Source organism: Streptomyces sp. NBC_01142 (assembly GCF_026341125.1).
Lineage (GTDB): Bacteria > Actinomycetota > Actinomycetes > Streptomycetales > Streptomycetaceae > Streptomyces.
The window spans coordinates 1,393,322-1,418,615 of sequence record NZ_JAPEOR010000002.1 but is presented as its reverse complement, the minus strand read 5'-3'; the positions used below and the strand labels follow the sequence as shown (position 1 = coordinate 1,418,615).

The following is a 25,294-nucleotide window of genomic DNA, read 5'->3' as shown; positions in this document are numbered from 1 at the left end:
ATCAAGGAGAGCAATGAATTCCCTCAAGGGTTTGGGGGTCTGCGTGGTGATCGCGGGCATCGCCTATGCGCTGACCCGAGTGGAAAACATCGACCAGGTGATTCTCGGCGCCAGTATCGCGATCATCGCCGTGTCGCTGATTACGTACATGGCATCCATAAGGCGACGCCGGAGAGATCACCGCGTTGCGCGGTCGAGGCGCTTGTAGCAGTAGAGGGCGGCGGCGAGGCCGAGAAATGCCAGGACCGCGTTCGCCTCCCCCCCGGGTTTCGTGGCCCGCCGAGCCCACTTCGTCACCTTGCGTGACGCGGACGCGGTCGTCCGCCGGGACTCGGTGGAGGGTCTGAGTGCTTGTGAGGCGTCAGAGGCTGCAAAGCGCCCGGCCGTTCGGCTCCCGGTCCCGCACTGCCGAGGCCTTTCACCTGCACGCAGGAGAGGTGGCCGGTGGGAGAGGAGAGCCGTCAGGCGGAGGCGAGCGCGATCTCGGCCGCCTTGATGAGCGCGACGACCGAGGAGCCGGTGCTCAGGCCGAGGTCGGTGACGGGGTCCTTGGTGATCGCGGCGGTGAGCTCGCCGCCCGCGACATGCACCTTGACGCTTGGCATCGCGCCGCCGGTGGCGACCGCGGCGACCGTGCCGGGGGTCCGATTGCGGATGCTCAGGCCCTCCACCGGGCCGGTGGCCGGCGACACCTCGGTGGACGTGACCAGCCCGCGGACCGCGGAACCATCGGCGATGCCCAGCCGGCGCCGTACCGCTGCCGCCGCACTGACGGCCGCCCTGCTCGTCCCGCCGGCCGCCTGCGGCAGCGACGACCGTAAGAAGGCCGACGCCGGGAAGGGCACGGGGTCCGCCACCGGCGCTTCCCGTGCCGGCCTGACCGTGCCGGCCGCCGCCTCGCTGACCGACGTCGCGGCACCGGTGGGTGTCACTGCTCGTCTCCTTCTGGGCGCTCGGTCTCTCCCTGCTGCTCGGCGTGCCGCTCGGCTGCTCGGCGTGCCGCTCGCCTGGCTGCTGGCCCGCGCCGACTTCCCCGGCAAGGCACTCTTCCGCTCTCCTCGACGAACCCCTCGCGGCCCTCGACCGGACCACCCGCGCGCATGTACGCCACACCCTGCGCAGCCACCTCGACGGCTTCGGCGGTGTCTGCCTGATCGTCACCCACGACACCGTGGAAGCCGTCTCCCTCGCCGACCGGGTCCTCGTCCTCGACGAGGGCCGTGCCCTCCAGGACGCCCCGCCCGCCGAGGTCACCCGCCATCCGCGCTCCCTGTGGGTCGCCCGGATGCTCGGCCGCAACGTCTGGCCGCGCATCGTGCGGGAGATCACTGACGGCGGAAGCCGGCTGCGTGTCCTGATCGCCTCGCGGCAGGCGCCGGACCTTGTTGCGGAGATCACGCCGCACGCCGCTGCCGAACTCGCCATCGCCGACGGGACATGGACAAGTGTCAAGGCGGCAGAAGTAACCGTCGTTACTCTGTAACACCTCTGCCTGCGAAGCGGGGGAACGAAGAGTGTTATTGCGTCAGTTGGTCTATCTCGTCGCGTTAGGTGCAACGGATGAGCGGGATCGTCCACACCTGATGGGTCCCGGTCCCGACCAGTGCGTCTGTACCACGCGCGGCCCTTTCCCATAATTGGCGCACTGTGAATGGTCGCGGTTCCAGAACTCTTGTTCCGTAGCGGTGAGTTGTGTAAGGGTGAGCCCCCTCACGTCCGAACAAGCCGACTTTGCTCAACCGTTCGAATTGCCTTTATGGTCGGCCTCTGTGAAAAGCCCGAAGCCTTGACTCGAAGGTATGTACCAATCAGACGCGCTCGTTCGATTGGCTCGACGCCTCAGCCCGCTCGACCAGGGCTGAGGCACGGCCATGCTCAACCCCCCACTGCAATGCCATGGATGGAAAGACGTCTATGCAGCAACCCCGTATGCCCGGCACCACCCCGTCCGCCCCTCCTCCGCGGCCCGGCCGCACCCCTCTGGTCTCCGACGAGGCGCTGGCCGCCACGTTGCGGGCCGGCGGCGGGAGGGAGGCGATTCATCCTGTCGCCGTGCTGCTGGCGCGGCACCGGCAGTCGGTGTTCGACTATGCGTCGCTCTGCACCTCCTCGGTGAATACCGCATCGATGCTCGCCACGGCGGCTTTCAGTCAGGTGCTGGAGAATCTGCGGCGATCCAGGACGACCGCCGCCCTGCGTCCGCAACTTCTGGTGACTGCCCGTCAAATTGCCAAGGCGTGGGCGGCCGACCCGCGTATCACCGCGCTGTTGACAGAAGTTCAGAATCCCGGCGCGCCCACGGAGAATCGACAGCTGATCTCCCGTGCTTTCCAGGCAATGCCCGGCCCCGCTCAGGTTCTGCTGTGGCATGCGGAGGTCGAGGCGGAGGGCATTTCCATACCCGCCGGTCTGCTGGCCATTGACCCCCGCACCGCAGCGGCCCAACTGGAACAAGCACGTGAACTCTTCCGGGCAGGCTGCCTGCGGGCGCACAACGAACTCGCCCCGGACCAGGAATGCCGCCACTACAGCCGGCTGCTCGACATATCCCTTCGCCGCGGCGACACCCTGATCCCGGACATCCAGCAGCACCTGTCGGTATGTGAGCACTGCCGGTACGCCGTCGAACAGCTCAGGCACTCCGAGGGCCGGCTGGCCGTGCTGCTGGCCGAGGGGGTCCTGGGCGGGAGCGCCCGAAGCTACCTCGACTCGCGGCCGGGCCGCCGCAACGCCCGCTCGCAGGAGCAGACCGGTCAATCCGGCCCCCGCGGCGGGACGGCAGGCCGCCACTCGAGAGGCGGACGCCCCCGTGCTCTGCCCCGCATCACCGCCCGGGACATGCAGCCGCGCACTCTCCTCACCGGAGCGGGACTGGTCGCGACCGGTCTGCTCGTGGTGGTCGTCGTGGCCAGTCTGTGGTCGGGCGACGACGACAGCGAGCACGCGGGACCGGGAGTCCCGAGCGGCGCGATCTCGGGCACGGCCCCCGGGCCCGGCCACGGCCCCGCCGCCGGAGCCCAGCAGCCGTCCAGCCCCGCACCGCAGCAGCCGCCCACCTCCGCCGGCCTCCCGACGGGCCCGCTGAACACCACGCTGCGCAACGCCGACTCCCGCCTGTGTCTCGACATCCGTGACGCGGAGCCGGTGTCGGGCTCCGAGGCGATGATGGCGGCTTGCTCGACCGCCGAGACCCAGAAATGGGTGTACGAACAGGACGGGCTGCTGCGCAGTTCCGCCGCCCCCGAACTCTGCCTGAGCTCCCACGAGATCGACGGTGTGGCCGTCCTCGGCTCCTGCACGGGAGGGGCGGCACCGAACGCCGGGGACGTGCGCTACGACCTGACGATCCAGGGGAACGTGATTCCCCGGTGGAACGAGGGACTGGCGGTGGTACCCGCTTCCGGAAACCCGGGGACCACCGTGGTGGTCAAGGTCCGTGACGGCTCCGCGGCCCAGCGATGGGCGACCGACACCGTGAGCGCCGCGCCCAAGGCCCAGCCGGACGGCGCGGCGGTCTCTCCGTCCACCGCGGAGGTCAACATCCCGCCGTCGGGCGACGCGAGCTGTGGGGCCGCCACCTGCTCACCCCCACCGTCCCCGCCGCCCGCGGGCGGGAACGCCGCCCCGGCTCCGGCCCCGACGCGGACGAGCGCCGAGCCGCCGGCGTACGACGTGCGGCGGGTCAGCGGCGCCACTCCCGCGGTGGCGCAGGGCCCGCCCGAGGATGCGGGGGCGGGTAAGGGCCGAGGGTCGGGTACGGGTGCTGCGGGGGCGGGTGAGGGGCGGCGCGAGCCGGGTGCCGATGCGGGCAGGGCTTTCGCGTCCGTGTCGCCGGGCACCGACGTGACAACGATGCCTCCCCTTCCCGCACTTTCCGTCCACGGGAGGGACGACGCCTGACCCGGAACCGTCCGCGTTGGGTGCCGGTGTCAGGAGAAGGTGGGCATCTCACCCTGCGTCGTCTGCAGATCGATGACGGAGAAGACCGCTCCCTGCGGGTCGGCGACCGTCGCGGAGCGGCCGAAGGGGCTGTCCATCGGGCCGAAGAGCAGCTTCCCGCCGAGCCTGGTGGTCGTGGCGATCGCGGCGTCGCAGTCCTCTACCGCGAAGTACACGGCGATGTGCGGCGGCACCTCGGGCGGGAAGTCGGCGGTCATCTTGAACCGGCCCGCCACCGGCTCCCCACCGATGCTCCACATGTGGAAGTCGATCTCGTCGGCGTCCATCTTCTTCACCTCGAAGGGGAAGACGGCGGGATAGAAGGCGTCCGCCTTCGCGGCGTCCCGCGTGGTGACCTCGCACCAGCAGTAGGCACCGGGCTCGCCGGTCTTCTCGAAGCCTTCGTGGCTGCCCGGCTGCCCGGCTGCCAGGCACTGAAGGACGCGCCGCTCGGGTCCTTGGCCGTCACCATCGTGCCGTACTCGCCGACCTCCATCGGATCCATCAGCAGCTGTCCGCCGTTGTCACGGATCTTCGATGCCGTTGCGGAGATGTCCGGCGAGGCGAAGTAGAGGTTCCAGGAGGGCGGACCGTCCATGCCCGGCATCTGCGGGACGACGGCGGCCACGGCCTTGCCGTCCGAGAGCGCCTGGGTGTAGCCGCCGAACTCTTCGGAGCTCTCGGCGAAGGTCCAGCCGAGCAGCTCACCGTAGAAACTCTTCGCGCCTTCCGGGTCGGCGAACATCGCGTCCGCCCAGCAGGGCTTGCCTTCGGGTTGCGCGGCCATGGTGGGCCTGCCTCCTGATCGGGGGAATTTCCTGCCCTTTCACGCTATTCGCCCCTGCCTGCCGGCGCCCGTCGGCGCCCGTCGAACAAGACCCGAGCACTCCGAGCCGTCCTCTGCCCCGGGCTCGAGCGGGGCGGGCCCGGGGCTCAGGCGGGGACGATGCCGGTCCGGTGTTCGGGCGCGGCCCGGGGCTCAGGCGGGGACGATGCCGGTCCGGGCGAGGATCACCTCGGCCGAGACGCTGTTGTCCTCCTGTACGGCCATGGTCATCGCGGCGTGCGCTGCCGCGGCGTCGGCCTGCGGCGGGATCACCAGGAACGCGAAGTGGTCCTCATGGCCGCGGCTGATGATCATCGTGCTGTCGTCGACGGCGTACCAGTCGATATGGATGACCCGGTCGTCGATGACCAGACGGAACGGCACCTCGTCCCAGGCGCTCGCATCCAGGCCCACGCGTGCGATGGGGCCGAGGCGTGCGGTCAAGGCGGCGATCAGGCCCGGCAGTTGGGTCGCGATATGGCGGGAGCGGGGCCACCATGCACCGTCGAACATTCCCGTACGGCTGGGTGTTGTCTCCAGCCTCACCATTGCCGAGCCGGGAACGACCGGCTGACTGCTCGTATCCGCGAGGAGCGGAAGAGGGGCCGGGGTGTTCGGAGTGGCCGGAGTCTCCATGGCTTCACATCTCTTCTCCCGGGTGCCGCAACGGCACAGCGCGGGGGCCGGTGTACGAAGCGTCCTCGGTAAGCCCAGAGTACTCCTGGCCTGGTCAGGCCACGGATTACCGAGCCGTGGTCACTGCGCCGACGGCAGGTGCTCCCCGCACTGTTCGCAGACCCGGCCGCCGGACTCCGCGAGCCGGCCGCAGGCCGGGCAGACCCGGTCGAGCAGGCATGGCGGCTCCCCGCCCTCGGTCTCCTCCGGCTCCCGCTCGTCGTCCATACGGCGATTCTACGAGCGGCCTCCGACACCGTCCGAGCCCCGGTGCGCCCCCCGGCCACCCCTGCGGTCCGAGCCCCGTCCGAACCCCGCCGCAACATCTCCCGAGCCGGGTCCGAAGCGCGCTGCCGCACGGTGCTCCCATGACTTCCACGACCACACCCTCCACACCCTCCACACCCTCCGAACCCTCCGCCCCCTCCGATCCCTCGCAGACCGCCGGGCCGCGGCAGTGGCTCGGCCTCGCCCTCCTGCTCCTGCCCGTCGCCCTCATGACCGCAGACCTCGGCGTGCTGTGGCTGGCGACGCCCTATCTGGCCGCCGATCTGCGCCCCTCCGGCGCCGAGCTCCTGTGGACCACCGACATCTACGGATTCCTCACCGCAGGCACCTTGGTGATCATGGGAACGCTGGGCGACCGCATCGGGCGGCGCAAGCTGCTGATGGCTGGTTCCGCGGCGTTCGTCGTCGCCTCGCTGCTCGCCGCGTACGCACCGAATGTGGAGGTCCTCATCGCCGCCCGCGCGGCTCTCGGTGTCGCCGGGGCGGCCGTGCTGCCCTCCACGCTCGCGCTGATCAGCCATATGTTCGCCGACCCCAGGCAGCGGGCCACGGCCATCGCGATGTGGGTGACCGCACTGTCGGTCGGACTCGCGGTCGGGCCCGTGATCGGCGGGGTGCTACTGGCGAGCTGGTGGTGGGGCTCGGTCTTCCTGATCGGGGTGCCGGTGATGGTGCTGGCGCTGATCACCGCACCCGTGCTGCTGCCCGAGTACCGCGATGCGGGCGCAGGACGCCTCGACCCTCCGCGCGATGATCGACTGGAGCTGGGAGCTGCTGAGCGAGCCCGAGCGGGTGGTGCTGAGGCGGCTCGCCGTGCATGCGGAGGGGTGCGGTCTCGAGGCCGCCGAGGAGGTGTGCGCGGGGGACGGCGTCGCGCCCGAAGACGTATTGGACCTGCTGGTACGGCTGGTGGACCGGTCGCTCGTCGTCGCCGCGGAGGGGCGGGACGGGCCGCGCTACCGGCTGCTCGAATCCGTGGCGGCGTACTGCGCGGAGCGGATGCGGGACGCCGGGGAGTACGAGCGGGTACGGGCGGGGCACCTGGCGTACTACACCGCGCTCGCCGAGCAGGCGGAGCCGGGAGTGCGCGGGCACGGACAGCGCGTATGGCTGGAGCGGCTGGATGCCGAGACGGCGAATCTGCGCTGGGCGCTGGAGACCGCGGGGGAGCAGGGGGCCGGGGAGCACGCGCTGCGGCTCGTCGACGCCCTCGCCTGGTACTGGGTGCTGCGCGGCCGGCTCGGCGAGGCCAGACGTTCGACGGAGGCGGCGCTGGCCCAGGACGGTGGCGGCCCGCGGCTCCGGGCCAAGGTCGCTGTGTGGCACAGCGGCATCGTGATCATGACGGGCGACGGTGCGGGCCGGGCGGAACGGATCGCAGCGGCGCTCAAGCCGTACGAGGACGGCCTCGACGGGCTGGATCACCTGGCCGACCCGGGTAATCGGGGCGATCCGGGTGCCCTGGGGCGGCCGGACGGGCTGGATCACCTCGTCGACCCGGGCGACCCGCGCGACGGGGGCCGTCACGGTGCCCCGGGCCACTCCGGCGACCCGGGGGGCCGTGCCTGGGCCCAGTGGTTCCTCTCCCATGCGCTGGGCGGCACCGGCGATCCGACCGAGGGCGCGGAGCTCACCGGCCGCGCGCTGGAGGGCTTCCTGGCGCTCGGCGACCGGTGGGGCACGGCGGCCGCGCTCGCGGACCGTTCCGTACAGCGGCTGCTGCGCGGCGACCTGGCGGGGGCCGAGGACGACGCCTCGCGCAGCACCGAGCTCTTCGGTGAAGTCGGCGATGCCTGCGGGCAGTTGTGGTCGGTGTACCCGCTGGCGTCGGTCGCCGAGATCCGCGGCGACTACCGGCGGTCGGGGCAGCTGCAGCGATCCGGGCTGCGGACCGCGCAGGAGTTCGGCCTGTCCACGCAGGCCGCCGACCTGCTGTCCGGCCTCGGCCGAACGGCCCTGCTCACCGGTGACCTCACCCGGGCCCGCGACTACCACGAACGGTCCCGGCGCGGCGCAGCCGAACTGGGCTTCCGCGCGGGCGAGATCAACGCGGAGCTCGGCCTCGGCCTCGGCGCGCGCAGGGAGGGGCTGCTGGACGAGGCGGAGGACCGGCTCCGTACCGTGCTGGAGTGGCACCGCCAGGTGGGCCTCGACGGGGCGAACGCGCTGATCCTCGCCGAGCTGGGCTTCATCGCCGAACTGCGCGGAGACGCGGAGAAGGCGATGTCCCTCCAGGAGGAGGGCCACGCCACGGCCCGCACGACGGGCGACCCGCGGGCGGTGGCCCTCGCCCTGGAGGGCCTGGCCGGCGCGCACGCCCTCGCGGGTTCGCCCGCCCGCGCCGCCCTGCTCCTGGGCACGGCATCGGCGGCCCGCGCCTCCACGGGCGCGCCGCTGCCTCCGGCGGAGCGCGCCGACGTGGACCGCATCACCCGGACGGCGCGTGAGGCGCTGGCCGAGGGCGAGTTCGAGACGGAGTTCGAGACGGAGTTCGCACGCGGCGAACGCCTGGACGCGGAAGCGCCGTTGAGCCGGGCGGCATCCGGCGCCTGATTTCTTGCCGCTCCGGGGGTGCCCCCTGGCCCCGACCCCGACCCCTGGCCCCGACCCCGCCCCCGGCCCCGCCCCGGCCCCGACCCCGGCCCCGACCCCGGGGCGCGGGTTGCCTCCGGCAGGTTGCCCGGCCGGCGGGTGTCTCCGGCAGGGTGCCCGGTCCCGGGGCGCGGGTTGCCTCCGGCGGGTTGCCCGGGCCTGTCGCGTGGGCGTCAGGGGCCGCTCCGGGGCTCGTGACCTGGACTGCTTTCCTCACCGCGCTTCGCGCGAGTTGCGACGCTTTACGTCCGGAACACGACCCCTGCGCGCCCCCTCACCGAGGTGTACGCAGACGACGTGCGGGTCGACCGGAGGATGAGCTCGGGGGCGTACGCCTGGGACGGGCCCTCCCCTTGCTCACGCTCCGCCCTGGTGGAGGGAGTCCAGGACGGCCAGTTCGTCCTCGGAGAGGCGCAGCGCTCCGGCGGCCACGTTTGCGGCCAGGTGATCCAGGTTGCCGGTACCGGGGATGGAGAGCACATGCGGGCCGCGGTGCAGCGTCCACGCCAGCCGGACCTGCGCCGCGCTCGCCCCATGTGCGCGCGCGACGGCAAGCACCTCATCGCTGTCGGCGCCACGCGCGCCCGTCTCGCGCCCAGCGCCGGCGATCGCATAGAACGGCACGAACGCGACACCCTGCTCACCGCAGGTGCGCAGGAACCCGTCATGCTCGGGCCGCATGCCGATGCCGTACGGGTTCTGTACGCAGACCACTGGCGCGATGGCCTGGGCCTCGGCGAGGTGTTCGGGCTGGACGTTGGAGATGCCCAGGTGGCGGATGAGCCCGGCGTCGCGGAGTTGGGCCAGTGCGCCGAAACGCTCGGCGATCGAATCGGTGCCGACGATGCGCAGGTTCACCACGTCGAGGTGGTCGCGGCCGAGCTGACGCAGATTCTCCTCGACCTGGCCGCGCAGCTGCTCCGGGGTCGCATGGGGCATCCACTCACCCGACGGGTCCCGGCCCGGACCCACCTTGGTGGTGATGACGAGATCATCCGGGTAGGGGGCCAGTGCTTGGTTGATCAGCTCGTTGGCGGAGCGCAATGGCGAGAAATAGAACGCGGCGGTGTCGATGTGGTTCACACCGAGCTCAACCGCGCGGCGCAGCACGCTGATCGCCCGGCCACGATCGCTCGGGGCGGCGTCGGCCCGCAACGCCTCGCCGTTCTGCGGCAGGCGCATCGCGCCGAAACCGATCCGGTTGATCTCCAGGTCGCCGAGCTTCCAGGTACCTGATGCGGCCGCGGTGATCGTCTCTGAGGTCATGTCCGGGATGATCGCCTCGCGGTAGCCTGGTCGCCATTGATTCAGCTATGTGTGAATCCTCGGGGTGGTCGTGCAGGCGGAGTTGGCGTTCTCGGCGAGCGATCTGGCACAGATGCGGTTCGCCGTCTCGCCGATGTGGGAGGTCGGGACCAGCTTCCGGCTGCTGCACTCCGGCTCCGCACACCCCGTGCACCGGCCCTGGGCCGAGCAGGTACGGCCACGGCTGGCGGCCGCCGGCCTCGACCGGGGCTGGCTCGCTGAGCTGATCCCGCCCTCGGGCTACGTTCCCGACTTCCTCAACCCGGCACCTGCCGGGCCGGCCCCCACACTGGCGGAGGAGCTGGCCGGAATCCTGGCCGCTTCCGTCGCCCGGGTACGCCAGGACCTCGACCGACTGAGGCACGAGCAGGGGCGTCTCGGCTCCAGGTCGCGGACCCTGTACGCGGAGCCGCGGGCCCGCCTGGTCCGGGTCGCGGAAGAGATCGAGACCTACTGGGAGCTTGCGCTCGCCCCGTACTGGGCACGGATCAGGGCAGTGCTCGATGCCGACGTCTTCCACCGGGCCCGGCAGGTCGCCGAACATGGCACGGGCCGCCTCTTCAACGATCTCCACCCCTCGCTGAGTTGGGACGACAACGCGCTGCGGCTGTCCCGCCGGCAACGCACCCTGTCCCGCAAGACAGCCGGCGCAGGACTGCTCCTGATTCCCTCGGCCTTCACCGGACCCGGCCCGCTCACCCGCGTGACACCACCGCAGCCACCGCAACTGGCCTACCCGGCACGCGGCATCGGCTCCCTGTGGGAACCCCGGCCCGTCACCAGAACCCACGCCATCGCCGCCGTACTCGGCCGCTCGCGGACCCTGCTGCTCACCGAACTGGAGACTCCGGCCTCCACCACCGAGCTGGCCCACCGTACGGGGCTCTCTCCGGCCGGGGTGTCCCAGTACCTCACCGCGCTGCGCGACGCGGGTCTGGTCAGCGCCCACCGAGCCGGTCGCTCAGTGCTCTACGCCCGCACCTCCGTCGCCGAATCCGTCCTCGCCGCCGCCTCCCCGCGTCAGGGGGGCGCGGTCTAGGGGAGGGGCAGCGCCACCTTGACCGCGTACACCGCCACCAGGCCGTAACCGATCCGGAAGGTCCACGCCCGGGCGGCTTCCGAGATGCGGGCGCCCGCGAAGGAGCTGACGGCGACGAGGAGTTGCTGCCAGAGGAGCGAGGCGGCGAAGACACCGCCGACGAAGACGATCCCGGCCGTTCCCCCGGTCAGCTCCGCGCCCTGAGCGGTGGTCAGGGCGGCGAAGTACAGGGCGGTGGTGGGGTTGATGAGGGTCAGCGCGGCAAACCGGGTGAACGTACGCACCGGGCCGCCGCCCGGGGTGCCGCTGCCCGGTGTACCGCCGTCCGGTGTGCCGTCGCTCTCCAGGCGGGGACCGGTGTCCCGTGAGGCGAGCAGGCCCCGTACCGCGATCACCCCCAGCACGGTCGCCGACACCAGCCGGACCCATGCCTCCACCCCCGAGAGTGCCGAGGCGACGAGGGGGCCGAGTGCGGTGGCCACCGCCGCGTACGCGAGGTCGACCACCGCCACCGCGGCGGCGGCCGCGACGGCCCCGCGCCGGTCCCGCATGCCCTCCTGGATGAGCAGCACGCCCATGGCCCCCACCGGCACCGCCACACCCAGGCCGGCTGCCGCGCCGGCCAGCCCCGTCGTCCACAGCTCGCTCATGGCGCACAACTGTCGGGCCCGGGCGGTGCCCCGCGCGACCGATTTATGGTCGGGGCGCGTGCTCGAGGGGGCGTCGGCTCAGCGGGGGGTGCCTCTATGTCCTTCGTCAAGCCTGAGCAGGTCATGCGGTGGCTGTCTCGGGGGTGCGGGATTCGTAGAAGGTGCCGTCGCGGAGCATGGCGAACAGCACGCTGATGCGGTGGCGGGCGAGGCGGAGCAAGGCCTGTGTGTGGGTCTTGCCGCGGGCTCTTTGCCGTTCGTAGTAGGTGCGGGAGGCGGGGTCGTGCAGGGCGGCGAACGCGGAGAGGAACATGGCCCGTTTCAGGAGCCGGTTGCCTGTTCTGGGGGCGTGTTCGCCGTGGATGGAGGATCCGGAGGACCTCGTTGCCGGGGCGAGGCCGGCGTAGGAGGCAAGGTGGGCGGCAGTGGGGAACGAGGTGCCGTCGCCGATGGTGACCAGCAAGGTGGCGGCGGTCCTGACACCGACTCCGGGCATCGAGGTCAGGACCTGGGAAAGAGGGTGCGACTCAAGCAGCTCGCCGATCTGGGCTTCCAGAGCGCGTCGTTGTTCGTGGACGGCGGCCAGCGAGCGGGCCAGCGAGGGCACGACCACGTCCAGGGTGCCGGTGCCCGGGACCACGACGGTCTGTTCGTCGAGCGCGTCGAAGATGTCGTCCACCAGGCGTTCGGCCATGCGCGGGGCCTTGGGCCGTATCAGGTTCACGAGCCTGCGGCGTCCGGCCTTACGCAGGGCGGCGGGCGAGCCGAAGCGTTCCAGCAGGTGCGTCACAGCCTGGTGGTCCAGGCGGGGCCCCAGTACTCGCTCCAGGCTCGGGTGGAACTGGGTGAGCAGGCCGCGGAGCCGGTTGCTGGTGCGGGTAGCCTCGGCGGCGAGGTCCTGGTCGAAGCCGGTCAGGACGGTAAGCTGGGCCGCGGTCTCGTCGGCCAGTTCCAGGGCCCGCAGGGTGTGAGGCATGGTGCGGGCGGCGTCCGCGATCACGTGCGCGTCGCGGGCATCGGTCTTGGCCTCACCGGGATACAAATCGGCGATCCGCCGCATCGCCAGCCCTGGCAGGTAGGCCACGTGGCAGCCGGCGTCCCGGGCCACCGCGAGCGGCAGGGCGCCGATCGATGCGGGCTGGTCCACGATGACCAGCACGCGGCCGAACCTGGCCGTGAGCTTGTCGAACACGGCCCGCAGTTTCGGCTCGCTGTTGGGCAGCCGCTTGTCGTAGACGGTCTTGCCGCCCGCTGTCAGGCCGTGGCCGTGGTGGTCGCCCTTGCCGACGTCCAGGCCGAGGAAGACCGCGATTTCACCGGTGTCGAGCACCGCACCCCCCGAGGGTGGTCGTTCCGTCCCGGCCTCACCCACCGGCACCGAGCGCGCGCATCCACGTTACGCAGACCTGCCACCCTTCAACGGCCGGGCGTTGCGCTCGGCCGGGTGACGGTCGGGCCTCTCATCAGCGGTCAGACGGTGCCCCGGACCCGGTGACACCACCCCCCAGGTCATCGCTTCGACAGGGGGCAACAGTCATGCCGGGCCCGGAGGCCAGGAGCCCCGTTTCAGGGCCACGAAGAAAGTAACGGGGCCTGCCAGACGAGCGTTGTGCCCTGCTTCCTGCTCCCCGTTGTCCCGCTGCCGCCCCGCCCTCAGTCGGCGCCGGTGAGCGGATTGAGGACCAGCGGCTGGATCTGGCCCTCCAGCATCGCACCGAGGCCGAGGATGGCGCAGACGTCCGGCCGTTCGGCAATGTGCACCGGCATCCCGGTCGCGTCGCGCAGCATCTGGTCGAGGCCCGGCAGCAGGGCGCTGCCGCCGACCATCATGATTCCGCGGTCGGCGAGATCGGCGACCAGATCCGGCGGGCAGTCCCGGAGCACCTTGCCGATGCCGTCGAGCACCGAGGTGAGCGGGGTGTGGATCGCGTCCCGTACGGCGGCCGTGTCCACACGCACCGAGCGGGCCAGACCTGTGGCCACGTCCCGGCCGTGGATCTCCGTCGAGACGGGTCCCTGAGGGGTGAGGCCGTTACCGTGCAGTGCCAGCTGGAGGGGGCGTACGGACTGGCTGGGCAGCATCAGTTCGTGCTGGTGGCGCAGATGCTGGATCACCGCGTGGTCGATGGCGTTGCCGCCCACCGGGATCCGTGACGCGGTGACGATCGCGCCGAGCGAGAGCACCGCGACCTGCGTCGTCGCCGCGCCGCACACCAGGATCATGGTCGCGACGGGCTGCTCCACCGGCAGACCGCAGCCGACGGCCGCGGCGATCAGGGTGTCGACGAGCTCCACCCGGCGTGCGCCGAGACCGACGAGGGTCTCGACGGCGGCGCGCTGGGCGAGCGGGTCGCTGTCGTGCGGGGTGCAGGCGGCGGCGCGCAGCCGCGGCTTGCGGCGCAGCTGGCGGCGGAGCTTCTCACCGAGGAGGTGACGGAGCATCCGCTGGGCCATCTCGATGTCGACGACGGTGCCGCCGGCGATGGGGCGGGCGACGCGGATGTAGTCGGGCGTACGACCCGTCATCTTCTCGGCGAGCGCGCCGACCGCGATCAGCGCGCCGGTGCGGGTGTTCACGGCGGCGACGCTCGGCTCGTCGACGACGAGCCCGGCCCCCTTGACGAAGACCCGAGTCCTGGCGGCTCCCAGGTCGACGGCGACATGGCAACGGCGCAACTGGTCCAGGCTGACGGTCACAGCAGATCCTCCCGAGTGCGGTACTTGCTTCGCATCGTGCGATCGCCGCGGGCGGTGCGCGCGCTGGGTGGGCCGGTCGGGGGTACGGAGCTGACGATCCGCCAGATCTTGTAGGCCGGTCGTGTGACGCGGATGACGCGGGTTACCCCAGTGCCGCCCAGGGGCGGCCCACCATCACCCGCTGCAGCAGCCCCCACGTGAACTCCGCGACACACTTCTCACCGCCGGGCAGAGTGAAGCCCAGGCCCCATCTCGTCGGCGCCGAGCCCTCCATGGGTCTCGCCGGGGCGAACGCTTCGGCCACTTCGTCCACCGTGCACGACCAGGGCGTCAGATCCTCGGCCGTACGCAACTCGGGGCCCGCCGCACCCGGGGCGCGTACCAGCCACTCGTTCCAGACCTGCCCGCCGTCCGTCGCCAGCACCTCGAAGCGCAGATCGGGCCAGAGCGGCAGGCGCCACAGCAGCGCGTCGCACTCGAGATCGCCGATCCGCCGCCGTACTACCTGCTCGGGCTCGCCGAGCACCGAGCGGTAGCGGGCGAGAGCGCCGCGGCCCCGCGGCGCGCGGACCATCGCCTGCCACCGGCGGTTGGCCTCGCGCATGTCGGCGGGCGAGGCGCCCAGAGCGATGCGGGCGTCCTCGACCAGGCCCGGCTGATGGTCGGCCATCCGGTGCAGCAGTACCAGCTGGAAACCGAGCGGCCCGAAGGGTGCGGCAGTGGTCATGCCCGACATCCTGCCCCTTCACCGGGCGTCAACCTCAGGAAGTCGCCGCGCCGCGGAAGTGAAGATTCCACACAGGATCCTCACAGCGCCATCGTCCTCCGGTGCCCCCGCGCCGCATGATCTGCGGGCGCCATGGATTACTGCCTGCCGTGCCAACGGCACCTCAACGGCGCTCTGGCCTGTGCCGGGTGCGGTACGCCCGTTGAGGAGCTCCGGCGTCACTACACGAGCGCGCCCGCGGCGGACAACGTCCTCGAACTGGACGAGGTGTCCGAACCCGCGGGCCATCGCCGTGCCCGTCGGCCGGCCCCGCCGCGCCGCAAACCCGCGGGCACGCGCCGGGCCCGCAAGCCGCGCGGCCGCAAGGTGATGCTCGGCACCTTCGGCCTGGTGCTCGCGGCGGGCGCGCTGAGCCTGGCCGAACTGGCCCTCGAGAACCCGGGCGACGACGGCGCCGCCACCTCCGTGAAGGATGAGACGCCCGTCGAGACGGAAGAAGCCCTGGAGCCCACGGGGCCCACCGAGACACCGCAGGGTCCGGATCCGGTGACGGAACCGGCCGTCTCGACGTCCAGTTCCGTACGCCCCACGGGCACGGGCACGGGAGTCGGCACGGGAGACGGCGACGGTACGGGCGGAAGCGGCGCGGGCAGCGGCAGCAGTGGCGACGGGAAACCGTCCGCGACGGGGCCCGCCGAAGCCTCCCCGTCCCCCTCGTCCTCCGCCGGTGATCCCTCCCGCAGCGCGCCCCCGCCGCCCTCGGACGCGCCGCCCGATGGCGGCGCGGGCGACGAGCCCACGCAGCCTCCCGCGGAGCCTGCGCCGGATCCGACCCCGACGGAGACCTGCGAGCCGTTCCTCTGGTGGTGCATCTGATGCTGGTGCATCCGAAGGGTGATGCATCCGAAGGCTGATGCCTTCGAGGGTGGTGCCTTCGAACGGACGGGTGCGCGGGGCGATGCCTACGGGGCGCCAGGCGCCTCCACGCCCAGCATCCGCTTGAGCAGGTCGCGCAGCACCGTCCGCTCCTGAGCGGAGAGCTCCGCCAGCGGCTCACGCGCGAAGTCCAGCGAGTCCCGCAGTCGGCGCGCCGTGCCGAGCCCTTCCTCGGTGGGGACGGCGAGCTTGATCCGGCGGTCATTCGGGTCGGGGCGCCGCTCCACCAGGCCGCGCGCCTCGAGCCGGTCCACGATGCCCGTGATGTTGGACGGCTCGCACTTCAGCTTCTGCGCTATATGACGCATGGGCATCGGCTCCAGGGACAGCAGTCCCAGTACCCGAGCTTGCGCTCCGGTGAGCGCGTGCGTGGCCGCGGCCTGCTCGTACTCCGCGTAGTAGCGGGCCACGACAGTGCCGATGAGCTCGACGACTTCGAGGGTCAGAGGATCTGCGGGTGAGGTGGCCATGGGCACCAGGATACCCAGTTACTTGACAACATGAAATATCCAGGAGCATGGTTGTTTCAGATAGTGAAGCTTTTCTAGGAGGCAGTGAGCATGTCCGTACTTCCCGCATCCAGCCGTGAATGGCACCTTGTCGCCCGCCCGCACGGCTGGCCCAAGGCGGAGGACTTCGCTCTGCGTGAGGTGCCGGTGACCGAGCCGGCCGAGGGGCGCATCCTTGTCCGCAACCTGCACTTCTCGGTCGACCCGTACATGCGCGGCCGGATGAACGACGTGAAGTCGTACATCCCGCCCTTCAAACTCGACCACCCGATGGACGGCGGCGCGGTCGGTGAGGTCATCGCCTCCAACGCCGAGGGCTTCGCCGTCGGCGACCACGTCCTGCACGGTCTCGGCTGGCGCGAGTACGCCGACGTGCCCGCCAAGCAGGCCACCAAGGTCGACGCCTCGCTCGCCCCGCTGTCCGCCTACCTCGGTGTGCTGGGCATGACCGGTCTCACCGCCTACGCCGGACTCTTCGAGGTCGCCTCCTTCAAGGAGGGCGACGCGGTCTTCGTCTCCGGCGCGGCCGGCGCGGTGGGCAGCCAGGTCGGCCAGATGGCCAGGATCAAGGGCGCCTCGCGCGTCATCGGCTCGGCCGGCTCCGACGAGAAGGTCAAGCTCCTCGTCGAGGAGTACGGCTTCGACGCCGCCTTCAACTACAAGAACGGCCCGGTCCGTGAGCAGTTGACAGAGGCCGCCCCCGACGGCATCGACGTGTACTTCGACAACGTCGGCGGTGACCACCTCGAGGCCGCGATCTCCTCGCTCAACGTGCACGGCCGCGCGACCATCTGCGGCATGATCGCCGGGTACAACGACACCGAGCCGAGCCCGGGCCCGCGCAACATGGCCATGATCATCGGTAAGCGGCTGCGCCTGCAGGGCGTCCTCGTCGGCGACCACGCCGCGCTCCAGCCGCAGTTCGTCCAGGATGTCGCCGGCTGGATCGCCTCCGGCGAACTCAAGTACAACGAGACCGTCGTCGACGGCATCGAGAACGGCTTCGACGCGTTCCTCGGCCTCCTCCGCGGCGAGAACACCGGCAAGATGATCGTTTCGCTCACCCGTTAGGCTCGTCGCCAGAACGCCGCGATCGTGGGCGCGAGTCGCGGCGACACTTCAGGAGGAAGCCTCAGTATGTCCATCCAGAACATAGACGTCCTCTACACCGCCGTTGCCACCGCGGAGAACGGCCGTGACGGCCGTGTCGCCTCCCACGACGGCAACCTCGACGTGGTCGTCAACCCGCCCAAGGAGATGGGCGGCAGCGGCGCCGGCACCAACCCGGAGCAGCTGTTCGCCGCCGGCTACAGCGCGTGCTTCCAGGGCGCGCTGGGCGTTGTCGCCCGCCGGGAGAAGGCCGACATCTCCGGCTCGACCGTGACCGCCTCGGTCGGCATCGGCAAGACCGAGGCCGGCGGCTTCGGCCTGGAGGTCGCGATCACCGCCTCCATCCCGAACGTCGACGAGGCCACCGCCAAGGATCTGCTGGAGAAGGCGCACCAGGTGTGCCCGTACTCCAACGCCACCCGCGGCAACATCAAGGTCGAGCTCGCCGTCGCCTGACGACGACCGCGCCGAACCGGCTGAACCCGTTCTGAAGGCCGAGGGCCGCACCCCCCACCAGGGGTGCGGCCCTCGGTCTTTCACCGTGCCACCGCATCAGCAGCCGGATACCGCAGCAGCGGCCGGCCACTGCAGCAGCAGCCGGGCCCCTGCATCAGCAGCTGCGGCTACAGCAGCAGCGCCCGGCCGATCTGCGCGAACACACCCTTGGGGTGGTCGCGGAACAGCGGCTCGGTGCCGAACAGGACGACCGGTGCGCCCGCCTTCGCCGTACCGCTGACGACCGACGCCTTCCCGGCCGCGTCCTTCGGTCCGCCCGTGCCGTCTTCCGACGAGCGCCAGTGGCCCGCGACGAGCGGGTTCCCGGAGCCGTACGACTGCTCCACACGCACCCCCTTGCCGAGGCCGGTGAACCAGAGCGGGGAGTACACAAAGGTGTGCGCAGGCGCGCCGTCGGTCACCGGGCTGCCGGCCGCGTTGGCCACCCGGACCACGCCGTTCGCGTCCCCGTTCCCCGCCACCGGCTTGACCGCGAGCAGCCCCGCCCCGGCGTTGAAGGCCGCACCCTGCGAACCGAGGGCGACCACTCCGCCGCCGCCCGCGAGGAAGGCATGCAGCGCACCGCGGGCGGCCGGGTTCAGCTTGTCGTACTCCAGCCCGCTCGACACGTACAGCGCCTCGGTCTTCGACCAGTCGTAGCCCGCGTTCAGAGCGGCCGTGGAGACCGGCTTGACCTCGAAGCCCATCTCGCGCAGCGCGAACAGCTCACCGGGCGTCACGGCCGCGGCGACCCTGGTCCGGTGCAGGGCGCCGGTGCCCCGCTCCTTCGTGGCCGGGAAGGCGACCCCCAGGCGGTCGGCGAGCACGGACGCCACACCGCGGGCCGACGCCGGCACGATCGCCGAACCGTCCCCCGCGCGCCGTACCTTCACGCCCTGCGAGAGCAGGGAGTTGAGAGCGGCGATCTCCTTGGGATCCTTCAGCCGCAGCTGCATGTCGCCGAACGGGGCGACGTACCCGGTGGGCGAGGCGGCGTGGACCGTACGCGCCGGCACGCGCAGATCGCCCTTGGCGCCCTTGTCGATCTTGTTGACGGTTGCGCCCCACAGCAGCCCCAGGCTCCAGCCCGAGATGTCGTACATCGTGGAGACGTCCGCGCTGATGTCCCGTCCCTCGGCCAGGATCACGTTGGCGATACCGCGCTTGGGCTGGCGCATGTCCACGACGTACGACCCTGCCGGGTAGCTGCGGCCGGCCAGCCGGAAGGGCAGGATCGCCCGCTTCACCCGCACGTCGTTGGCGACCAGATGGTCCACCAGGCGGGCCGCCGCGGTCGCCGACCGCTGCCTGCCTCCCGCCGGAATGACGTACGCCCGCGGGAAGGTCGTGGTGTACACGTCCTCGGGCCCGATGCCCGGCACCCCCGGCACGGTCTTCTCCGACACCGGCCGCTGCGCCTCGCCCGCCGCGCCCCGCCGGAACGTCTCGATCTGGTCGGCGATCACCGAGGTGCGGTGCGCATGGGTGTACGTGAGCGTCGCGCGCATCGCCGCGCGCGCGATGTCGGTGTTGATCGCGGACCGGCGGCGCAGCTCGGCGACCGGCAGGGAGTCGTACTCCTCGTTGTTGACCGTCATCGGGAACTCGATGGTGTGCGAGGCGACCGCGCCCTGGAAGGGCATGTACTGCGGGGTGAAGATCGGCGGCCAGTCGTCCCACCCTTCCTTCTCGTCCCGGAAGGGGATGACGGCGGGCCGCACGCCGTCCTTGCCCGGGGTGTAGCCGAGACCGTTGACCGCCTTCTCCATGCCGAGCGCGTTGGCGTACGCGTTCTTGAGGAAGAGGTCGTACTCGTAGTTCTCGCCGTGCGGCGGTGTCGTCGGCTCGATCAGCGTGCCGTTGACGTATCCGTGCAGGTCGAGCATGACGGCGGGCTGTTTGTCGATGGCGATCTGCCGGATGGCGCGCGCCTCGGGCTGGGAGGCGGTGATGAAGTCCCGGTTCAAGTCGAAGCCATTGGCGTTGGCACGGGTCCCGGCGATCCGGCCGTCCGGGTTGGCCGTGACATTGAGATAGATCCGGTTCTTGGACAGCAGCTCCCTGCTTCTGCCGTCCTTGGCCTTCGCCAGCTCCTCGATGAGCTTCAGGGCGGCGTCCGTGCCCTCCCACTCATTGCCGTGGATGTTGTTGTTGATGAAGACGGGCGTCTTGTATGCGGACTTGATGCGCTTGTCCTTGGCGGCGGCGGAGGGGGAGTTCTCGATCAGCTCCCGCATCCGCTCCTGCTCGCGCGCCTCGCGGGAGCTCTCGGGCGCGGTGACGGTGACGAGATACAACTCGTGCCCGCCGGCGGAGTGCCCGGCGACCTCGACGCTGACCCGGTCACCGAGCTTCTGCAGCGCGTTCAGCCGCGGCGCGAGCGAGTGGTACGGCGCGAGACCCAGTTTTATCGACTTATCGCCAAGGTTCTCGGGCGGGGTGTCGAGGACGGTCCGGCGCGGATAGCCGCCGTTCGTGGAAAGTCCGGGCGCCAGGGTGGCGCCGAGGGCGTTGGCGGCGGCCGCAAGGGGGGCCTTGGCAGCCCCGGCGTCGCGCCCGCCTCCTTCCCGTACGGGATGCGGCTGCGGTTCGTCTCTACCGGGAGCGGCGCTCGCGGGCGCGGGCGCGAGAAGCGCCGCCCCGACCAGGGCGGCGGTGGCGATCAGAACCGGACGGGACAGGCCCATGCGTACATAACCTCCGGAGTATCGGAAGGAACCAGCGCAACGAATAGAGATCGTTACGCAGGGTCTATCGGTTCAACAGCCGAACAACAAGGGGGGCCTGGGAGCTTGTGGGGCGGATGGAGAGCCGGAGACGTCGGCGCACCCCGATAAACTGTGCGTATGCGTGATCTTGGGGTGGGCTTCGGCTACTTGATGAAGGGCCAGCGCTGGGTCGGCGCGCACGGCCGGTGGTTCGGTTTCGGGCTGCTGCCCGGGCTGGTGACCCTGGTGCTGTACGCGGCCGCGCTGGTCGGCCTCGGCTACGGCGCCGACGACCTGGCCGCCTGGGCGACGCCGTTCGCCGACGACTGGTCATCGCCCTGGCAGGGCTTCTTCCGCGGTTTCCTGACCGCGTTCGTCTTCGTTTTCGGGCTGTTCCTCGCGGTGATCACCTTCACCGCGGTGACCCTGCTGGTCGGCCAGCCCTTCTATGAGTCGCTCTCCGAGCAGGTCGACCGCAGCGAGGGCGGCGACGTCCCCGAGTCCGGGCTGCCGCTCTGGCGGGAGCTGTGGATCTCCGCGCGTGATTCTCTGCGGGTGGTGGCACGGGTGGTGATGTACGGCGTGCTGCTCTTCGCGCTCGGCTTCATCCCGGTCATCGGCCAGACCGTGGTTCCGGTGCTCGGCTTCTGCGTCTCCGGTTTCTTCCTCGCGGAGGAGCTCACGGCGGTGGCCCTGCAGCGCCGTGGCGTCGAGCTGAAGGACCGCCTCGCGCTGCTGCGGGGCCGCCGGATGCTCACGCTCGGCTTCGGGGTGCCGCTCGCCCTCGCCTTCATCGTCCCGTTCGTTGCAGTCTTCCTGATGCCGGGCGCGGTGGCCGGCGCGACGCTGATGGTGCGGGATCTCGCTCCGCCGGAGAGCCGGGACCCGCAGCAGCCCCCGGCCGCGGCGCCGGCCGCGACTCCCGGCCCGGCTCCGGACAGGCTCAGCAAGGACTGGTAGGGCCGGCGGGAGCTACGGGAGCTACGGGAGCTAGAGGGGCAGCTCCGCCATCGCGAGACCGGGCGTCGCGGTGCCCGCGTCGGCGAGCACCGCACCGTCCGGGCCCCAGACGGCGCTGCCGCCCCGGCAGTCCCCGGCGTCGCTGAGTCCCACGGCGTTGCCGAGGATCACGTACAGACCGTTGTCCCTGGCCCGGACGGGGTAGAGGGTCTCGAAGGAGTCGTTCTCCACATCGAGCGCCGAACTTGCCACGTACACCTGGCAGTTGTCCGTCCGGGCGCGCTCGGCGAGCTCCGGGAAGCGGTTGTCGTAGCAGATCGCCAGGGCGAACCGGACGCCGTCGAGGGTGAACCGGCCGTCGGTGGCGCCTGCCGTGAAGACGTCGTTCTCGGTCTTGTGCACATGCTGCTTGTCGTAGCGGGTGAGCAGCTCGCCGTCCGGGCCGAAGACGAGCGAGGTGATGGTGGGCCGAGCCCCGTCCTTACGCGCCGCACAGTTGACGACGGCGGCGGTGGAGGTGTCACGGCAGGCCTCGCGCACAGGGTCGAGCCGAGGGTCGCCCTCGGTCACCCACAGCCCCGGGTCCTTGGCGATCAGTCCCAGCTCGTACCCGGTCAGAGCCAGCTCGGCAAAAACGACGACCCGACCGCCCTGCCCGGCCGCCGTGCGAACGAGACCGTCCATGGTGCGCGCGTTGGCTCGGACATCACCCGGTGCGGGAGTGAATTGCGCTGCTGCGATGATCATGCCCTTCATCATCGCCGCACCCATGCCCCGAATGAACCCCCCGGTCCTCATTTGGCCGAGAGCCCGCGCCGGCCGAGCGTGCGGTTGCCCCGGCGGGGGCTCGCGGAGCGGCCGGTCAGGGGTTGTGGGGGGCCTGCCCCCGCCCTTCAAGGCGCGTGGGTGGCGGCAAGCCCGCCGCAGGTGGCCGCCCGTCCCGTCAGCCCGACGTCTCCGCCGTCACGCGGATGATCTCCCGTACCTGGTCGATGATGTCCAGCCGGTTCCGTACGAACTCGGGGTCCGTGATCTCCGTCGTGTTGCCCGTCCCGAACTGCAGCACCGGCGTGTGCACATGGCCGCCCGGGATGGTCAGCCCGAGCCGGTCGCGCAGCAGCGTGGCACGGTACGCGATCTCGTTGGAGAGGTAGTCCCCGCCGCCCCCTGCGCGCGCCGTCGAGCCGGGCGTCGGTCCTCCCGGACGTACCACCGGCGCGGTCTGGCCCGCCGGGATCTCGGTCACCGAGGTGTTGTCGTACACGGGGAAGCGTCCGGTGTCCGCGGCCACGATCTCCTGGTACGGGAGCGTGGTCCTCGTCCACTGCGGCTGCGTGGCGGGGTCGGCGACCGGCACGGTCTCCGTCCGGGAGATGTTCTCGTTGTCCCCGAAACCGCCGCGCCAGGCGCCGTTGAAGCGCTCGATGTCGATACGGCCCACCCGGCCCTGGCTCACCGTGGTGAACAGATCGGCCTTCGGCAGCTGCCGGCCCAGCGCCCGCTCGACCGTGCCGTCCGCGAAGTCCTGCCAGCGGACGGGGAAGACCGCGGTCTCGATCCGGGCGGGCCCGTCGGCTGTACGGATCCACGTGCCGTCCAGTGCCAGTGCGGTGGCCCCGGACGGATTGCTGATCCGGATGTCGCGGTCCAGGGTGAACGGGTCGAAGCCCGTCATCACGATGCGCCTGACGCCCTTCCCTGCCGGGAAGTCCATCGAGTCCTGGCCGCGCGAGGCGGACTCGAGGCGCTCCAGCAGCCGCACCCGCGCATCGCCGGAGAGCCCGAACTCCGGCTCCCACCGGCGCAGTTCGCTCGTCAGCGAGAGCCGCGCCCAGTACAGCGGCCGGTCGTCGTCCCGGCTCAGATCGCCCCGCACGGGCCCCCGCCCCTGCGCCCGGTCCACGGCCCGGTCCCACAGCCGCGCACCGTGCCGTACGACAGCCTGCTCGGCCTGCCCGTACGACCGCGCCCCCGCCAACGCGCGCGTGAACTGCGGTGCCACGGTGTCGAATCCGCTGCGCCGCAGGATCTCCTGGGGGACGGCCTTGTCCAGCCGCGCCTCCTCCACGGTGAGCGGCTGTGCGGAAGCCGGAACCGGAGCCGGAGCGGGAGCCGGAGCCGGCTGGGCGGCGGCGAGCGGTGAGGCCGCGAGGGTGAGGGCGACGAGGGCGACGCCAAGTACGTCCAGGCGGGCGCGTATCCGGGACACGGGAATCCTTCCGTCGGGTGGCGGAAGTATCGCGGCCGGGCCGTGGCCCTGGCTAGCGTGTCACTTCGGCCACCCCGGCCCCAGCAACCCCCAGAGTCCCGGAACGCCCGGGCATGTCCACCGCGTCCGGGGCCGGCAGCCATTGCTACTGCGGCCCGTCCATGACGGCGGCGGCCAGGAGGGCGCCGCCGGCTCGGGGGTGGGCCCGCCGGGCAGTCCGTCGTCGCCGTACTCCGCCTGCTCCTTGGCCGGATGACCCTCGGTCACACTTTTGCCGAGTGGCGTGGCGAAGGTCTGCACGAGCCGAGCAGCGTGGCGAAGGTCTGCACGATGCCGGGGTGCATCGCGTTGCACTCCGCACGGAGCTCCGTGCGAGCGTGGCCGGGCCGTCCTCACCGAGGGTGAGCCGGTCGCGGCCTCCCTCCGCCACCGTGTCAACAAGGAGGCGGACGCGCCACTCACCGACGTAGTGTTCTCCCACACCCCACCTCGGCCCGCGGCGCGACGCCGACGCACTGCCCGCCGCAGGCCGTCGACACGCCCATCGTCATGGTCGCCACCACCGAGCGTGTCGAGTCCGAGAGCTCCGACCGCAAGGATCCGAGGCTGCCGGCCGTCAGGACGATCTCGTGGAGGACCGGCAGACCGGAGGACCGGAGAGGGGACCGGAAGACCGGAGAGGGGACCGGAGGACCGGTTCAGGACCGCGGCGGCTCGGCGGCCGTGACATTGCGGTACGCGATCTCCGCGAGCCGCTCCTGCCCGTTCTTGCTGGGGTGGAACCAGTCCCAGCGGCTCAACTGTTCGCCGCTGAACCGGTAGTCGAAGACCGCTCCGCCGTCGTAGCGACAGCGCAGATCCTTGGCGCAGACGTCCTTCAGCACCTGGTTGTACGCCATGACCCGCTCATGCACCCGGGTCCGCCGCTGCTGCGCCTTGGTGCTCTCGTCGTCCGCGTCGCCGAGTATCGAGGCGCAGATCCCCAGCTTCCAGATCTGCTTGCCCAGCGGATTGCCACGCCCTGTCGACCAGAGCCGCTTGAGATCCGGCACGCTCGACACGTACACCTGCGCCTTGGGCGCCGTACGCCGCAGCCGCTTCATCGAGACCTCTAAGGACGCCCGGAACTCCTCGACCGGAGTCATCCGGTCCGCCGTGTCCGCGCAGGCGTCATTGGCGCCGACCATCACCGTGACCAACTCGGGCTTCCTGGCCGCCGCCTGCGCCATCTGCTCGGGCAGCTCCCCGGCATCGGCCCCGGAGCGCGCGTAGTTCCAGCTGCGCTCCGTCACCGCGCGCTCGCCGAGCAGCCGCAGCGCCAGGCTGCGTACCCCGGTGTCCGTGCCGGTCGCCCACGACACCTCGGGGCAGTCCGAGAGCACCACGCAGGCGTCGAAACCACGGGTGATGGAGTCGCCGACGGCCGCGATCGAGTCCGGACTGCGATCCCAAACGGGTGCGGGGGCGGGGCGGCGCGTGGCGGGAGAGCCGTTTCCTCTGGAATCCGACGGAGAGTCACATCCGGCCAGGACGCCGGACGTGAGGAGGACGGCTGCGGTCAGGGCGGCCGCGCCGCGGCGCGAACGGCGCGTGCAACTGGTCTCCCGCATCCCCTGTTCCCCTCCGTGT

General features: G+C 71.3%; 21 protein-coding genes and 3 pseudogenes. 10 read left to right on the top strand and 14 right to left on the bottom strand.

From position 1 onward, the window contains the following. The first annotated feature begins 13 nt into the window (after window positions 1–13). Window positions 14–208, top strand: coding sequence for a hypothetical protein (locus OG883_RS23930; protein WP_266544378.1), 195 nt, complete (start codon window positions 14–16; stop codon window positions 206–208). A gap of 253 nt (window positions 209–461) precedes the next feature. On the opposite strand, the gene OG883_RS23925 is transcribed toward OG883_RS23930, so the two are convergent. Then, window positions 462–932 (bottom strand): molybdopterin-binding protein, encoded by a 471-nt coding sequence (locus OG883_RS23925; RefSeq protein WP_266544375.1) that lies wholly within the window; start codon window positions 930–932, stop codon window positions 462–464. 122 nt (window positions 933–1,054) lie between these two features. On the opposite strand from OG883_RS23925, the pseudogene OG883_RS23920 reads away from it, so the two are divergent. Next, a pseudogene (locus OG883_RS23920) lies at window positions 1,055–1,483 on the top strand (TOBE domain-containing protein); the annotation flags it as partial. A 431-nt stretch (window positions 1,484–1,914) separates the two neighbouring features. Continuing rightward, on the top strand, window positions 1,915–3,900 hold the full coding sequence (locus tag OG883_RS23915; RefSeq protein ID WP_266544372.1) for an RICIN domain-containing protein: 1,986 nt from the start codon (window positions 1,915–1,917) through the stop codon (window positions 3,898–3,900). A gap of 29 nt (window positions 3,901–3,929) precedes the next feature. Here the strand turns inward: OG883_RS23915 and OG883_RS23910 are convergent. The 3 genes and pseudogenes from OG883_RS23910 to OG883_RS23900 all read right to left on the bottom strand — a co-directional run bounded on the left by OG883_RS23910 (window position 3,930) and on the right by OG883_RS23900 (window position 5,668). Then, window positions 3,930–4,726: pseudogene (locus tag OG883_RS23910) on the bottom strand (VOC family protein). A gap of 192 nt (window positions 4,727–4,918) precedes the next feature. Then, window positions 4,919–5,314, bottom strand: a complete 396-nt coding sequence (locus OG883_RS23905; protein ID WP_266549381.1) for a DUF5994 family protein — start codon at window positions 5,312–5,314, stop codon at window positions 4,919–4,921. A gap of 207 nt (window positions 5,315–5,521) precedes the next feature. Beyond that, window positions 5,522–5,668 (bottom strand): hypothetical protein, encoded by a 147-nt coding sequence (locus OG883_RS23900; RefSeq protein WP_266544369.1) that lies wholly within the window; start codon window positions 5,666–5,668, stop codon window positions 5,522–5,524. Window positions 5,669–5,937: 269 nt separating this feature from the next. On the opposite strand from OG883_RS23900, the pseudogene OG883_RS23895 reads away from it, so the two are divergent. Next, window positions 5,938–6,468 (top strand): annotated as a pseudogene (locus tag OG883_RS23895) (MFS transporter); the annotation flags it as partial. Window positions 6,469–6,478: 10 nt separating this feature from the next. Then, window positions 6,479–8,281: a hypothetical protein gene (locus OG883_RS23890; protein ID WP_266544366.1), complete on the top strand. Its 1,803-nt coding sequence runs from the start codon at window positions 6,479–6,481 to the stop codon at window positions 8,279–8,281. Between the two features lie 396 nt (window positions 8,282–8,677). Here the strand turns inward: OG883_RS23890 and OG883_RS23885 are convergent, their stop codons facing one another. Then, window positions 8,678–9,586, bottom strand: coding sequence for an oxidoreductase (locus OG883_RS23885; protein WP_266544364.1), 909 nt, complete (start codon window positions 9,584–9,586; stop codon window positions 8,678–8,680). Window positions 9,587–9,656: 70 nt separating this feature from the next. Here OG883_RS23885 and OG883_RS23880 point away from each other — a divergent pair, with 70 nt between their 5' ends. Further along, window positions 9,657–10,664, top strand: coding sequence for a DUF5937 family protein (locus OG883_RS23880; RefSeq protein WP_266549379.1), 1,008 nt, complete (start codon window positions 9,657–9,659; stop codon window positions 10,662–10,664). On the opposite strand, the gene OG883_RS23875 is transcribed toward OG883_RS23880, so the two are convergent. The 4 genes from OG883_RS23875 to OG883_RS23860 all read right to left on the bottom strand — a co-directional run bounded on the left by OG883_RS23875 (window position 10,661) and on the right by OG883_RS23860 (window position 14,747). Continuing rightward, window positions 10,661–11,314 (bottom strand): LysE family transporter, encoded by a 654-nt coding sequence (locus tag OG883_RS23875; protein WP_266544361.1) that lies wholly within the window; start codon window positions 11,312–11,314, stop codon window positions 10,661–10,663. The two genes, OG883_RS23880 and OG883_RS23875, sit on opposite strands and share 4 nt — an antisense overlap. A 121-nt stretch (window positions 11,315–11,435) precedes the next feature. Continuing rightward, a complete protein-coding gene (locus tag OG883_RS23870; protein ID WP_266534610.1) occupies window positions 11,436–12,644 on the bottom strand; it encodes an IS110 family transposase in 1,209 nt (402 codons plus the stop codon). Window positions 12,645–12,967: 323 nt separating this feature from the next. After that, a complete protein-coding gene (locus OG883_RS23865; protein ID WP_266544358.1) occupies window positions 12,968–14,011 on the bottom strand; it encodes a rod shape-determining protein in 1,044 nt (347 codons plus the stop codon). Window positions 14,012–14,153: 142 nt separating this feature from the next. Next, window positions 14,154–14,747, bottom strand: coding sequence for a hypothetical protein (locus tag OG883_RS23860; RefSeq protein ID WP_266544355.1), 594 nt, complete (start codon window positions 14,745–14,747; stop codon window positions 14,154–14,156). 123 nt (window positions 14,748–14,870) lie between these two features. Here OG883_RS23860 and OG883_RS23855 point away from each other — a divergent pair, with 123 nt between their 5' ends. Then, window positions 14,871–15,614, top strand: coding sequence for a hypothetical protein (locus tag OG883_RS23855; RefSeq protein WP_266544353.1), 744 nt, complete (start codon window positions 14,871–14,873; stop codon window positions 15,612–15,614). 86 nt (window positions 15,615–15,700) lie between these two features. Here the strand turns inward: OG883_RS23855 and OG883_RS23850 are convergent, their stop codons facing one another. Further along, on the bottom strand, window positions 15,701–16,144 hold the full coding sequence (locus OG883_RS23850; protein ID WP_266544350.1) for a MarR family winged helix-turn-helix transcriptional regulator: 444 nt from the start codon (window positions 16,142–16,144) through the stop codon (window positions 15,701–15,703). A 90-nt stretch (window positions 16,145–16,234) separates the two neighbouring features. On the opposite strand from OG883_RS23850, the gene OG883_RS23845 reads away from it, so the two are divergent. Further along, complete coding sequence (locus tag OG883_RS23845) at window positions 16,235–17,254, top strand: NADP-dependent oxidoreductase (RefSeq protein WP_266544347.1); 1,020 nt, start codon at window positions 16,235–16,237, stop codon at window positions 17,252–17,254. 66 nt (window positions 17,255–17,320) lie between these two features. Continuing rightward, window positions 17,321–17,749 carry an organic hydroperoxide resistance protein gene (locus tag OG883_RS23840; protein WP_266544345.1) on the top strand — a complete coding sequence of 143 codons (429 nt, stop codon included), beginning with the start codon at window positions 17,321–17,323 and terminating at the stop codon, window positions 17,747–17,749. A gap of 167 nt (window positions 17,750–17,916) precedes the next feature. Here OG883_RS23840 and OG883_RS23835 read toward each other — a convergent pair whose 3' ends face one another. Beyond that, window positions 17,917–20,475, bottom strand: a complete 2,559-nt coding sequence (locus OG883_RS23835) for a M14 family zinc carboxypeptidase (RefSeq protein WP_266544342.1) — start codon at window positions 20,473–20,475, stop codon at window positions 17,917–17,919. Between the two features lie 159 nt (window positions 20,476–20,634). Here OG883_RS23835 and OG883_RS23830 point away from each other — a divergent pair, with 159 nt between their 5' ends. Continuing rightward, entirely contained in the window at window positions 20,635–21,456 is an 822-nt protein-coding gene (locus OG883_RS23830; protein WP_266544339.1) for an EI24 domain-containing protein, read from the top strand. 30 nt (window positions 21,457–21,486) lie between these two features. On the opposite strand, the gene OG883_RS23825 is transcribed toward OG883_RS23830, so the two are convergent. The 3 genes from OG883_RS23825 to OG883_RS23810 form a co-directional block, all read right to left on the bottom strand. After that, complete coding sequence (locus OG883_RS23825; protein ID WP_266544336.1) at window positions 21,487–22,203, bottom strand: carbon-nitrogen hydrolase family protein; 717 nt, start codon at window positions 22,201–22,203, stop codon at window positions 21,487–21,489. A gap of 196 nt (window positions 22,204–22,399) precedes the next feature. Continuing rightward, window positions 22,400–23,665, bottom strand: coding sequence for a pyroglutamyl peptidase (locus OG883_RS23820; protein WP_266544333.1), 1,266 nt, complete (start codon window positions 23,663–23,665; stop codon window positions 22,400–22,402). 698 nt (window positions 23,666–24,363) lie between these two features. Continuing rightward, a complete protein-coding gene (locus tag OG883_RS23810; RefSeq protein ID WP_266544330.1) occupies window positions 24,364–25,275 on the bottom strand; it encodes an SGNH/GDSL hydrolase family protein in 912 nt (303 codons plus the stop codon). Between the last annotated feature and the right edge of the window lie 19 nt (window positions 25,276–25,294).